Consider the following 11870-nt stretch of genomic DNA (forward strand, 5'->3'; position numbering starts at 1 on the left):
TTCGCATTGCTTTTCCCGTGGAGAAGATCGGGCTCGAACCGACGACCTCTTGGCTGCCAGCCAAGCGCTCTAGCCAACTGAGCTACATCCCCAAATTATGTTTACGCCACCTTCGACCAGCGGCAGATTTTAAATACTTTTCTCTCGTTCTAGCCTCTGTTCTCGTTTCAAATTCTTCTAAATGAAACAAATCCCACGGCCGAAATGCTTTCGTTGACTTTACTTGTCCAGAATTATGTGTTTTCAGTCTCTCTTTGAAATCTGATGACATACCAACATAATAACGGTCAAATTTAATACTATATATGATATAAACAACATACATAATGTCCAGCCTTAAAGCGCTCCCCGCCCGTACCGAACGGTACGTTCGGGCGGGTAGCCAACTGAGCCTGCCCCAATGAATTCGTTCAGGCGGGCTACATCCCCAAATTATGTTTGCGCCACCTTCGACCAGTGGCAGATTTTAAATACTTTTCTTTCGTTCTAGCCTCTGTTCTCGTTTCAAATTCTTCTAAATGAAACAAATCCCACGGCCGAAATGCCTTCGTTGACTTTACTTGTCCAGAATTATGTGTTTTCAGTCTCTCTTTGAAATCTGATGACATACCAACATAATAGCGGTCAAATTTAATACTATATATGATATAAACAACATACATAATGTCCAGCCTTAAAGCGCTCCCCGCCCGTACCGAACGGTACGTTCGGGCGGGTAGCCAACTGAGCCTGCCCCAATGAATTCGTTCAGGCGGGCCTGCCCGAATAAAATTCGTTTAGGCGGGCTACATCCCCAAATTATGTTTACGCCACCTTCGACCAGCGGCAGATTTTAAATACTTTTCTCTCGTTCTTCTCGCTTTTATGGTTTGAAATTTTATTTTAAACCACCTAAAACCAGCACTGGCAGTGTGGAGCTATTAAAATCTTTTTTAAGAATGGTATTATTCTCCCAAATCTTCGTAAAAAATCCTCTTTTTCGTCTTACCACACATAGCATATTGGGTTTACTATCCTTATAATTTTCCAAAACGCCCTGAAATGTTGTAGCATTTGTACTATATGTTGTGTGGCTTAACAAATCTGCCAACTCTTTATTTATAACAAAGTCGCCTTCATTATAGAACGGAGTCTGGATCAAAAGTAAATTAATTTTTGAATTGAATTGCCGTTTTATTGAAATTAATGGCGTAAACACATCATCTTTTTTAATGACGGCTGATTTTAAAGCAATTAAAATAGTGTCTATGGGTTTAAACGTAAATTCCTCTGGTACTATTAGAGCTGGAATATTAGTTTGTTTAATAATTTTACCAGAAGTTTTACCTAAATACACTTCCTCCTTAATAGAATTTGTTCTTGGTTCCACCAAGATTAAATCAATATCCGCAGTCTGACAAACAAGTTCTAATGTTGGTATCAATTTCCCTTTAAAGGTTTTTACAACCACGGCAACACCGGTGGTATCAACTTTAGCGACGTGCGCCTTTAAAAAATCCATACTTTCGCGCTCAATGAGGGCTTCACCCTTTATGTTGGCACCCGTTTTGGTAGTGACATTAAAGATGTGTACAACATATAACTTAGCGCCAAATGCTCGGGCAAAATCAACTGCATATTGCAAATGGCTTACGGCATTTTTTGACGATCCTACTGGAACTAAAATAGTCTTCATGTGTAATTTTAATACTAAATTTGGGCAAAAATAGACATTAAAATGATTCGGAAAGCAACCTCTAAAGATATTGACGAAATATTAGTTGTTACTAAGGCTTGCGCCATCACGATGGTACACAAAGGTATTTATCAATGGAATGAGCATTACCCAAGCGGCACTGCCTTTGAAAAAGATATCCAAAGAGATGAACTCTATGTTTTAATTCATGAAGAGACTGTTATTGGATCGATTGTGATTTCTACCTTGATGGACACGGAATATGAACCGATAGTGTGGTTAACTCCCAACCAAAACAATTTATATATCCACCGTCTGTCCGTGCATCCAGATTATCAAGGTCAAGGGTATGCACAGCAACTGATGGATTTTGCTGAAAATTTTGGTAAAGAAAATGGTTTTGCTTCTATACGCTTGGATACCTTTTCCCAGAACCATAGAAACCAAAAATTTTACGAACTTCGCGGCTATAAGCGTTTAGGATCCATTTATTTTCCTAAACAAAGTGAACATCCATTTTATTGTTACGAATACATCCTGTGAATTCCACCATCAGTTTAAAAAATATCAACCGCATTGCCATACCTGCCCTTATTGCCGGGGTATCAGAACCAATCTTGTCAATCACAGATACGGCAATTGTGGGCAATATTGATGTAAATGCCACAGAGTCTTTAGCAGCCGTAGGCATTGTTGGCGCCTTCATCTCCATGCTCATTTGGGTGTTGGGCCAAACCCGCAGCGCTATTTCGTCAATTGTCTCGCAATATGTGGGCTCAGACCAATTGGACGACATCAAATCCTTGCCGGCACAGGCCATTTTCATCATTACGTCATTAAGCGTTTTGATTATTTTGGGCACCTACCCGTTTGCGCAATTTATTTTTAAGCTTTATAATGCCTCCGATTTAATTTTAGAGTATTGCGTTACCTATTATAGAATTCGCGTCTTTGGTTTTCCATTTACCTTGTTTACCATTGCCGTATTTGGAGCTTTTAGAGGTTTACAAAACACCTTCTACCCTATGATTATTGCTATTATAGGGGCCTCTACAAATATTATTTTAGACATCATACTCGTGTATGGCGTAAGTGGCTACGTTGAGCCCATGTATATTGAAGGTGCCGCCTATGCCAGTGTTGCTGCCCAATTTCTAATGGCTCTATGTTCCGCTTATTTTTTACTCACAAAAACGGTTATTCCTCTAAAAATAACCTTTCCATTCAATAAAGAAATCAACCGATTTTTATTGATGATTGCCAACCTCTTCGTCAGAACCTTAGCCTTAAACGTCACCCTATATTTTGCAAACGCCTATGCTACCAGCTACGGAAAAGAATACATTGCTGCTTATACCATTGCTATTAATTTATGGTTTTTGGGCGCATTTATTATTGATGGCTATGCCAGTGCAGGAAATATTCTTTCAGGAAAATTGTTTGGAGCAAACAGACCAGACTTATTAATAGCCCTAAGTAATAAGCTTATAAAATATGGGATTTTGGTAGGTGTTGGGTTGGCGGCCATTGGAGCACTATTATACTATCCTTTGGGCAATTTATTTTCTAATGATCCTGCGGTTTTAGAAGCCTTTTATGAGGTGTTTTGGATTGTTCTTGTGATGCAGCCCATTTGTGCCTTAGCGTTTATTTTTGATGGCATGTTTAAAGGATTAGGGCGTATGAAATACCTACGGAATGTCTTGTTAGGTGCGACATTCTTAGTCTTTTTACCAATCCTCCTCTATTTAGATTATTTGGAATATCAACTCTACGCCATTTTTATAGCGATGACCTTTTGGATGCTTGCAAGAGGCTTACCATTGATCATAAAATTTAGACAACTCTTTTTGCCAACTCCTCAAAACGATTAACTTTGACAACGAATAATTAAAAAACTATGGAATTTCTAAATTTTTTAGGTGGTAATGGCTTGTTTTTAATCTTAGCTATTGTGTTGATTGTGGTCTATGTTTATAACCGCAGAAAAAACAAATAATCTTAACGCGTTTTTAACCATCCTGTAATACTCAATCTTTGGGTATGGACGGGTTTTACTTCGTGCTCAAGGATTTGACTTTCAAAAATAACCACCCTACCTGGAAACGGATAAATTACCTTTTCCACTTCCTTGCCGTTGTCATCTAAATACAACACCAATTCGCCACCATTTTCTGGCAACCAACCCGCTTCATTCAGATAACATACAAACGAAAGTTTTCGACGGTCGTCATTTTGAAACGTATCTAAGTGACGTTTATAAAACGTGCCTTGAGGATATACGGCATAGTGGAATTCCTTACGAAGAATTCCTAAAAAACAGGTCTTATTAAGATAATTGATCAAACTATTAATTTTATTAAAGAATAGATGTTCTGCAGCATTGGTATGCGCCTCGTCAATCCATAAGATGACATCGCCTCTAATGGATTTTACGATAACTTCATTGACTCTATTGCCAATGGCGGCTTTTTTAAACACATCTTCTTCGTGTTTGTCAATTAAAGATTGCCGCAACATTTGGACCTCTTCATCAGTAAAAAAATCTTCAACAATGGCATACTTTTGCGCAATAATATCCTCTATGATCTTTTCGTATAAAGGATTTTCAACAAAGGCAATCTCTTCAAAAAGTTGATTCATTTAAAAGCAAATTAAAAGGAGAAATTCAAATAAATACGTGACGATTCTCGACCAAATGTAATCTAAAAACGGTTTCCTTTTACAATTTGAATATCTTTGCAGTAAATTGACGCTATATGAGCAAAATCCGAATTACCAAACAATTTTCTTTTGAAACCGGCCATGCCCTTTATGGTTATGATGGCAAGTGCAAAAATGTGCACGGACACAGTTATAAATTATCGGTTACCGTTATTGGTACGCCAATAAGTGATCCTTCTAACGTTAAATACGGGATGGTGATTGACTTTTCTGATTTGAAAAAAATTGTTAAATCCGAAATTGTGGATATTTTTGACCATGCCACTGTATTCAATAAAAACACACCACATGTAGAATTGGCGAAAGAATTGGCAGATAGAGACCACAACGTGCTTTTAGTCGATTACCAGCCTACCAGTGAAATGATGGTGATTGATTTTGCGCAAAAGATTAAAAAACATTTACCAGAAACCATACAACTGTATGCTTTGAGACTTCAGGAAACTGATACCAGTTTTGCAGAATGGTTTGCGAGTGATAACTAGTGTTTAGTTGGCAGTGCTCAGTTTACAGTTGGCAGTAATCAGTTGGCAGTCTAAAGTTGGCAGTCTTCAGTCTCTAGTGTTTAATTATGAAATTCTTGCTTTGGCAGGAATTAATATCTTTGTTTGATGAATATTCCCAAAGGAAAAAAAATTTACTTTGCTTCTGACAACCATTTGGGAGCGCCTACCAATGCACAATCGTTTCCGCGTGAAAAGAAATTTGTGGCTTGGTTAGACGACATCAAAGATGATGCAGCAGCTATATTTCTTCTGGGCGATTTATTCGATTTTTGGTTTGAATACAAAACCGTTGTCCCGAAAGGGTTTACACGGACTTTAGGGAAACTCGCCGAAATCAGTGATTCTGGCATTCCCATCTATTATTTTGTGGGCAATCACGATTTGTGGATGCATGGCTATTTTGAGGAAGAGCTTAATATTGAGGTATTTCATAAACCGAAGGAGTTCATTTTTAATGACAAACTCTTTTTTATAGGTCATGGTGATGGTTTGGGCCCTCACGATAAAGGCTATAAACGTATGAAAAAAGTGTTTACCAACCCGTTTTTTCAATGGTGTTTCAGATGGCTCCACCCTGATTTAGGCGTGAAACTTGCCCAACATCTCTCTGTAAAAAATAAATTGATCTCGGGAGATGGCGATGCCAAATTTTTAGGCGAAGAAAAAGAGTGGTTGGTTCAGTATTCCAAACGAAAATTAGAAGATAAGCACCGCGACTATTTTGTATTTGGTCACCGCCATTTACCTCTGGAAATAAAGTTAAATGACCATTCAACCTACCTCAACTTAGGCGATTGGATTCAGTATTTTACCTATGGTGTTTTTGACGGTGAGACATTTGAGTTAAAAACCTACTAAACTTCCTTTTCGTGCGCTTCCAAATCTTTTCTCAGATCCAATTTTCTAAATGACGGAGAAACAAGCCCTGTAGTTACCACTGTCAGTATGGTCATCGTACCTCCAAAAACAACGGCAGTCACAGTTCCCATCAGCTTTGCGGTCACGCCACTTTCAAAAGCGCCAAGCTCATTGGAAGATCCTACAAACATGGAGTTTACTGAAGCTACCCGCCCACGCATATGATCCGGTGTTTTTAACTGCAAGATGGTTTGACGAATCACCATAGAAACGCCATCCGTCACCCCGCTGAAAAACAAGGCGACAACGGACACCCAAAAGATGGAAGACAGACCAAACACGATAATACAAACCCCAAAACCAAAAATAGCCGCCAAGAGTTTCATTCCTGCATTTTTACTGATCGGGATATAGGCTGTAATTAACATTGTAAGAAATGCACCTACTGCCGGTGCGGCCCGTAACACACCAAATCCTTCAGAGCCCACTTCAAGAATATCCTGCGCAAATATGGGCAATAGGGCAATAGCACCTCCAAAAAGCACCGCGACCATATCCAACGTCAAAGCTCCCAATACCGCTTTTGTTTTAAACACAAATTTGACACCCTCCTTTAAGCTTTGCATGACAGGTTCGCCAATTTTAGGATTTAAAATCGGCTTTTTAGGAATACGAAGCAAGTTGACCAAAGCCAACAAGGCGAACGCCAAAATTAGACACATGGACCAATGCACACCAATCCAGCTGATACTAAAACCCGCCAAAGCTGGACCTAAAACCGACGCCACTTGCCATGTAGAACTGCTCCAAGTGGCCGCATTGGGATATAATTTTTTAGGCACAATCAAAGCAATTAATGAAAACACCGTGGGTCCGATAAACGCCCGCACCAAGCCTCCCATAAATACTAAGGCATAAATACTATAGAGTACCATAGTGGTGGACCAATTGTCCACCACTAAAGGCCAAGTCAATAAAAAGAGTCCTAAACTGATGATTGAGAATCCAACAATGCATTTGATAAGCAGTCCGCGTTTTTCACTTTGATCCACAATATGTCCTGCAAAAAGTGCCATGGACAAGGCCGGAACAATTTCCATGAGTCCGATAAGTCCTAATGACAACGGATCTTTTGTTATGGAATACACTTGCCATTCAATCACAATAAATTGCATAGACCAGGCAAAGACGAGTGCAAAACGAACTAATAAAAAAATATTGAATTCCTTGATGCGGAGTGCGGCGTACGGATCTTTCTTAATTGGTTGTTGTTCCATAAGTGTCAGTCCTTTCGCAATACAGGCTTGTGCATCTTGAAAGGCGATTGAAGTTTGACACAAAAATAAAACAAACTGCCATTAATTTAATTTCTGGAAGCGAATAAATTAAAATCAGAGTTTGATATCCCTTAACTTCAATTGCAAACTCACATTACCCTGCCAATGGTTCTCATCAATGGAATACACGGCCTTAAACGGTTTTTTATCAGTGATGAGTTCACATTTATCACCCAAATTAAACCCAATACCTACAATTTGTTGGGAGTGTCCTTGCTTGGCGGTAATTCTTAAATGCTTATCATCGCCACCCACGCATTTACCATAGCCAGTATCCTGTAAGTTTTCGGTCATAAAAATCGGCGCCATATTTCCGGGTCCAAAAGGAGCGAATTGTTTCAGAATTCGGTAAAATTTCGGGGTAATATCTTTGAAGTCGATCGCCATATCTACTCTAATTTCTGGAGTCAATAGCGCTTTATCTATAGTGTTGGAAACCTCATCTTCAAAAGCTTGCTTAAACGCGTCATAATTTTCAGATTTCATGGTCAACCCTGCCGCATACTTATGACCCCCAAATTGTTCAATATGATGGCTACAGGCTTCAAGCGCGTTATACACATCAAAACCACTAACTGAGCGTGCCGAAGCAGCTAATCTATCGCCACTTTTGGTAAACACCAAGGTAGGTCTGTAATAGGTTTCAATCAATCGAGACGCCACAATCCCTATCACCCCTTTATGCCAAGACTCATGATATACCACAGAGGTGAGCCGTTCTTGTTCTTTAAATTCCTCTATTTGGAGTAAGGCTTCTTGGGTTATTTGTTGATCGGCTTCTTTTCTATCAGAATTGAATTGTTCAATTTGTGCGGCATAGGTTTGTGCAAGTTCCTGGTCTTCCTCTGTTAATAAAGTGACAGCATAATTACCGTGTTTCATCCGCCCTGCAGCATTGATTCTTGGCGCGACGATAAAAACCACATCAGTAATGGTCATTTCGGTTTTCTTGGTTTGATCAATAATTGCTTTGATGCCCGCACGCGGATGCTCATTAATTACTTGTAGGCCAAAATACGCCAAAGTCCTATTTTCTCCCGTAATTGGAACAATATCCGCGCCAATAGCAGTGGCCACCAAGTCAAGATAGGCTATCAAATCTTCAATAGATTTACCATCATTTGACGCTAAGGCCTGAACCAATTTAAAACCAACCCCGCAACCACACAACTCGTCATAGGGGTAGTTACAATCATCACGTTTAGGATCTAAGATGGCAACGGCATCCGGGAGTTGAGCACCGGGCCTGTGATGGTCGCAAATAATAAAATCGATTCCTTTTTCTTTCGCGTAGGCGACTTTATCAATGGCTTTAATCCCGCAATCTAGCGCGATGATTAAAGAAAAGTCATTGTCATCCGCAAAGTCGATGCCTTTTATAGACACCCCATAACCTTCTCCATACCGATCCGGAATGTAGGTAGCCACAGTATCGATTCTCGTTTTTAAATAGGACGACATCAAGGCTACTGAGGTGGTGCCATCCACATCGTAATCGCCAAAAACCAATATATTCTCACCCTTGGCAAAGGCTTGCTCAATGCGTGCTACAGCCTTGTCCATATCAGTCATTAAAAAGGGATCGTGAAGATCGCTTAGACTTGGCCTAAAAAACTGTTTGGCGGACTCATAGGTTTCAATGCCTCGTTGCAGCAATAAAGACGCAATAGAATCCCCCACTTGAAGGGCTTCCGCTAGATCCTTTATTTTGGAAAGCTCTGGTTTGGGTTTTAAGGTCCAGCGCATGTTGGGAATGATTTATGGTTGGATGATTTATAATAGATCAGACCTCACAGGTTTTAAAAACCTGTGAGGTCTTGGTATAAAACTTAGTTATTATGATAATGAATAGACGTGTTCACTTTGGCAAACTTTTTAAACATTTCCATAACGCCACAATATTTCTCAATAGATAAATCCACTGCTTTTTTGATTTTATCTTCATTTAAATCGTTACCATAAAAGTGATATTCTACAGACACCGTGTGATACGTTTTCGGGTGTTCTTCCGTCAATTCGCCATAAGTATCCATTCTGAAATCTGAAATGTCAACTTTCATTTTCTTTAGGATAGAAACCACATCCAGACCTGAACACCCCGCCAAAGCCGAAAGCATCATCGCTTTTGGACGTAAACCAGAATTGTTGCCGCCATCTTCTTCTGAAGTGTCGATTAATAGGGTTTTTCCGCTCGGATTATCAGATTCAAATTGAGAATTTCCTTTCCAATGGGTAATAACTTTATGATCCATGTATGTGTATTTTAAATTTTTATGTTCTTAATCTCGTTATCCAAAAATACTACTAAATATCAAGATTACCTCTTTGGTAGATGGCAATAAATTTGAGTCCCGATAGAATACATAATTTTGAGAAACCTAACAAAGTTTGCTTCCAATCCCATGAAGAAGAGGTTCATTTGAAACCAGACTCCTCGATAATTTAACTTATGACGAAATCCTTATTTTTATTATTTGTAACGAGAGAAAATTATCAATGAAGGTAGATTTGCTTAACAAATGAATAGAAAGAATTTTTTAATAGTCATTCCGATAAAAGAAACACAGTCAAGCAAAACTCTATTTTGATATTAAATAACCTAAACATGGGACTAATTACAATAAACCTCAAAGGAAAGCACACATTAAAGTGTCTCAAATTTTTTGTGTTTTGGGTTATACTCCCGATGTCCTGCGGTCTGTTTTATCTTATAGTTTTTCAAACAGATAAACTAATCTCCATCTTGAATACTATTCGTTAATATGGATTGTATGGATTGCTTCAATTCCGGCACAACCTCCTTCTCAAACCAAGGGTTCCGCGTCAACCAAAACCGATTTCGCGGTGAGGGATGCGGCAACGGAAAAAATCTGGGCAAATACTCTTGATAATTATCCACCGTTTCCGTCAAGGTCTTTTTAGCGTCTTTCTTTAAATAATATTTTTGGGCATACATTCCAATTAATAACACCAATTTTACATTTGGCATCACCTCCCAAAGTTGAGTATGCCATTGCGGGGCGCATTCTGGTCGTGGTGGTAAATCGCCGCCCTTCCCTCGTCCTGGATAACAAAAGCCCATCGGAATGATGGCAAAATTCCTTTCATCATAAAATTCTTCAGCGGTTACGCCTAACCAACTTCGCAGTTGCTTCCCGCTGGCGTCATCCCAAGGAATTCCAGAGGCATGCACTTTGGTACCCGGCGCCTGTCCAATAATCACAATTTTAGAAGTGGAATTGAAGGTAACAACCGGTCTTGGTCCTAGCGGTAAATGCGCTTTACACAGCATGCAGTTTTTTATGCTTTGACGTAAATCTTGCATCCCAATGATTACTTATTTTCCATCATCTTTTTCATGTCCATACCAAACGACGGATAGGTCATCATCATCCGCTTAAATTCTTTGCTGGTCATACTATTATAAATAGCGGCTGCAAATACATTGATGCTTTCATTCGCCTCCGAACTTAAAATATGAGCGCCCACAATTTCATCCGTGCGCTCATTCACCAATATGGTATACGCATAGGTGTCTTCGTTCTCTTTTTTGGCATTATACCAACCACTAGAATCGCCTTGATAGACCCTGATATTTTTGTAACGCGCCTTGGCGTCTTCTTCACCATACCCTACTGAAGATAAATTTGGAGTTGTAAACACTGTGGACGGCACACAAGGGACATCTAAGGTCTTTGATTTTTCTTTTATCACATTGTTCCCAACAATATAACCTTGCAATCCCGAAAGTGGGGTTAATGACGGCGATTTATTAGAAACGTCTCCACAGGCATAAACCTTTGGGTGGGATTTACTTTGTAAATAATCATTGACTACAATACCATTTTTATCAGCATCAATACCGGCCTTATCCAGTTCTAAAGCTTCAATGGCAGGAATTCTTCCCGTTGCATTAATGACCATTCTGGATTTTTGGGTTTTGGTTTTCCCATTATAGCTATAAAAAACCTTTTTATTCTTCTTCAATTTCTCAACTGCTGTAACCTCAGCATTAAAAACAAATTTCACACCTAAGCTTTCCAACTTCGCAATCAATTTTTTAACCAGAAATTGATCAAAGTCTCCCAGCGCCGTTTCAGCGCTTTCCAGAACGGTAACTTTTGAACCCAATGTGGCCAACATACATGCAAACTCCATGGTGATATATCCTGATCCAATAAATGTGATGGATTTTGGGATTTTCTTTAAATTCAGAATATCTTCACTTACTTTTAGGTACTCCTTCCCATCAATATCAAGTGGTCTAGGAATGTTTCCTGTGGCAATCACAAAATAATCTGCAGAAACCACTTTACCTTCGACTTCCACTTCATTTTTACTGATAAATTTTGGCGATTGATGGTACATTGCAATGCCGAAGCCTTTCATTTTCTCTTCAGTATTTGGCGGAATGGGATTAGAGAATGAGCGTTTAAATTTTTGGACTTTCTTCCAATTCAATTTGGGCATTTTTTGAATTCCTGACCCTTTCAAATTCCGACTTTGGTAAATCAGTTTTGAAAACTGCAATACTATTCTTTTGGAATCGCAGCCTCTATTCGCACAGGTGCCTCCAAATTCTCTATTGTCAGCAATGGCGACACTCAAGTCATTTTCGGCACATATCTCAGCTGCCGTTTGCCCGGCAACACCACTACCAATGATAAAAACGTTGTAATGTTTGTTTTTCATAATCTCTATATATGGCTAATAAGATACTAAAGTTCTTACCAGAATATGTTAGGGAAAATCTAAAAGTTATAAGAAATT

13 protein-coding genes and 1 tRNA gene are annotated in these 11870 nt (G+C 39.1%); 4 read left to right on the plus strand and 10 right to left on the minus strand.

Going from position 1 to position 11870, the window contains the following annotated elements; translation table 11 throughout:
* Positions 1–18: 18 nt before the first annotated feature.
* From JEM65_RS02380 to JEM65_RS02395, 4 genes are all read right to left on the minus strand, one after another.
* A tRNA-Ala gene (locus JEM65_RS02380) sits at positions 19–92 on the minus strand.
* A complete protein-coding gene (locus tag JEM65_RS02385) occupies positions 83–325 on the minus strand; it encodes a GIY-YIG nuclease family protein (RefSeq protein WP_199596952.1) in 243 nt (80 codons plus the stop codon). Before JEM65_RS02385 ends, JEM65_RS02380 begins: the two co-directional genes overlap by 10 nt.
* A 94-nt stretch (positions 326–419) precedes the next feature.
* The gene (locus JEM65_RS02390; protein WP_199596953.1) at positions 420–662 is read right to left on the minus strand and encodes a GIY-YIG nuclease family protein; all 243 of its coding nucleotides are present in this window, start codon (positions 660–662) and stop codon (positions 420–422) included.
* Positions 663–877: 215 nt separating this feature from the next.
* Positions 878–1675, minus strand: coding sequence for a universal stress protein (locus JEM65_RS02395; RefSeq protein WP_199596954.1), 798 nt, complete (start codon positions 1673–1675; stop codon positions 878–880).
* A gap of 42 nt (positions 1676–1717) precedes the next feature.
* Between JEM65_RS02395 and JEM65_RS02400 the strand changes: the two genes are divergently transcribed.
* Both JEM65_RS02400 and JEM65_RS02405 read left to right on the plus strand, forming a co-directional pair.
* A complete protein-coding gene (locus tag JEM65_RS02400) occupies positions 1718–2218 on the plus strand; it encodes a GNAT family N-acetyltransferase (RefSeq protein WP_199596955.1) in 501 nt (166 codons plus the stop codon).
* Entirely contained in the window at positions 2215–3549 is a 1335-nt protein-coding gene (locus tag JEM65_RS02405) for an MATE family efflux transporter (protein WP_199596956.1), read from the plus strand. The genes JEM65_RS02400 and JEM65_RS02405 overlap by 4 nt, the downstream gene beginning before the upstream one ends.
* Before the next feature lie 127 nt (positions 3550–3676).
* Here JEM65_RS02405 and JEM65_RS02410 read toward each other — a convergent pair whose 3' ends face one another.
* Positions 3677–4318, minus strand: a complete 642-nt coding sequence (locus JEM65_RS02410) for a 2OG-Fe(II) oxygenase (protein ID WP_199596957.1) — start codon at positions 4316–4318, stop codon at positions 3677–3679.
* Positions 4319–4434: 116 nt separating this feature from the next.
* On the opposite strand from JEM65_RS02410, the gene JEM65_RS02415 reads away from it, so the two are divergent.
* Entirely contained in the window at positions 4435–4884 is a 450-nt protein-coding gene (locus JEM65_RS02415; protein ID WP_199596958.1) for a 6-pyruvoyl trahydropterin synthase family protein, read from the plus strand.
* A 126-nt stretch (positions 4885–5010) separates the two neighbouring features.
* Complete coding sequence (locus JEM65_RS02420; protein WP_199596959.1) at positions 5011–5763, plus strand: UDP-2,3-diacylglucosamine diphosphatase; 753 nt, start codon at positions 5011–5013, stop codon at positions 5761–5763.
* On the opposite strand, the gene JEM65_RS02425 is transcribed toward JEM65_RS02420, so the two are convergent.
* From JEM65_RS02425 to JEM65_RS02445, 5 genes are all read right to left on the minus strand, one after another.
* Positions 5760–7040, minus strand: a complete 1281-nt coding sequence (locus JEM65_RS02425; protein ID WP_199596960.1) for an MFS transporter — start codon at positions 7038–7040, stop codon at positions 5760–5762. The genes JEM65_RS02420 and JEM65_RS02425 overlap by 4 nt on opposite strands.
* Positions 7041–7154: 114 nt before the next feature.
* Entirely contained in the window at positions 7155–8846 is a 1692-nt protein-coding gene (recJ, locus tag JEM65_RS02430; protein WP_199596961.1) for a single-stranded-DNA-specific exonuclease RecJ, read from the minus strand.
* 83 nt (positions 8847–8929) lie between these two features.
* Positions 8930–9352 carry an OsmC family protein gene (locus JEM65_RS02435; RefSeq protein ID WP_199596962.1) on the minus strand — a complete coding sequence of 141 codons (423 nt, stop codon included), beginning with the start codon at positions 9350–9352 and terminating at the stop codon, positions 8930–8932.
* Between the two features lie 479 nt (positions 9353–9831).
* Positions 9832–10425, minus strand: a complete 594-nt coding sequence (locus tag JEM65_RS02440; RefSeq protein ID WP_199596963.1) for a uracil-DNA glycosylase family protein — start codon at positions 10423–10425, stop codon at positions 9832–9834.
* 8 nt (positions 10426–10433) lie between these two features.
* Positions 10434–11792, minus strand: a complete 1359-nt coding sequence (locus JEM65_RS02445; protein WP_199596964.1) for a dihydrolipoyl dehydrogenase family protein — start codon at positions 11790–11792, stop codon at positions 10434–10436.
* Positions 11793–11870: the final 78 nt, after the last annotated feature.

Source organism: Gelidibacter salicanalis (assembly GCF_016469035.1).
Taxonomy (GTDB): Bacteria; Bacteroidota; Bacteroidia; order Flavobacteriales; family Flavobacteriaceae; genus Gelidibacter; species Gelidibacter salicanalis_A.

What these genes read in the sequence shown, in the direction of transcription:
- JEM65_RS02390 (WP_199596953.1), bottom strand. Translation starts at nt 662, where the DNA reads ATGTATGTTGTTTATATCATATATAGTATTAAATTTGACCGCTATTAT.
- JEM65_RS02385 (WP_199596952.1), bottom strand. Translation starts at nt 325, where the DNA reads ATGTATGTTGTTTATATCATATATAGTATTAAATTTGACCGTTATTAT.
- JEM65_RS02435 (WP_199596962.1), bottom strand. Translation starts at nt 9,352, where the DNA reads ATGGATCATAAAGTTATTACCCATTGGAAAGGAAATTCTCAATTTGAA.
- JEM65_RS02415 (WP_199596958.1), top strand. Translation starts at nt 4,435, where the DNA reads ATGAGCAAAATCCGAATTACCAAACAATTTTCTTTTGAAACCGGCCAT.
- JEM65_RS02420 (WP_199596959.1), top strand. Translation starts at nt 5,011, where the DNA reads ATGAATATTCCCAAAGGAAAAAAAATTTACTTTGCTTCTGACAACCAT.
- recJ (WP_199596961.1), bottom strand. Translation starts at nt 8,846, where the DNA reads ATGCGCTGGACCTTAAAACCCAAACCAGAGCTTTCCAAAATAAAGGAT.
- JEM65_RS02395 (WP_199596954.1), bottom strand. Translation starts at nt 1,675, where the DNA reads ATGAAGACTATTTTAGTTCCAGTAGGATCGTCAAAAAATGCCGTAAGC.
- JEM65_RS02425 (WP_199596960.1), bottom strand. Translation starts at nt 7,040, where the DNA reads ATGGAACAACAACCAATTAAGAAAGATCCGTACGCCGCACTCCGCATC.
- JEM65_RS02410 (WP_199596957.1), bottom strand. Translation starts at nt 4,318, where the DNA reads ATGAATCAACTTTTTGAAGAGATTGCCTTTGTTGAAAATCCTTTATAC.
- JEM65_RS02445 (WP_199596964.1), bottom strand. Translation starts at nt 11,792, where the DNA reads ATGAAAAACAAACATTACAACGTTTTTATCATTGGTAGTGGTGTTGCC.
- JEM65_RS02440 (WP_199596963.1), bottom strand. Translation starts at nt 10,425, where the DNA reads ATGCAAGATTTACGTCAAAGCATAAAAAACTGCATGCTGTGTAAAGCG.
- JEM65_RS02400 (WP_199596955.1), top strand. Translation starts at nt 1,718, where the DNA reads ATGATTCGGAAAGCAACCTCTAAAGATATTGACGAAATATTAGTTGTT.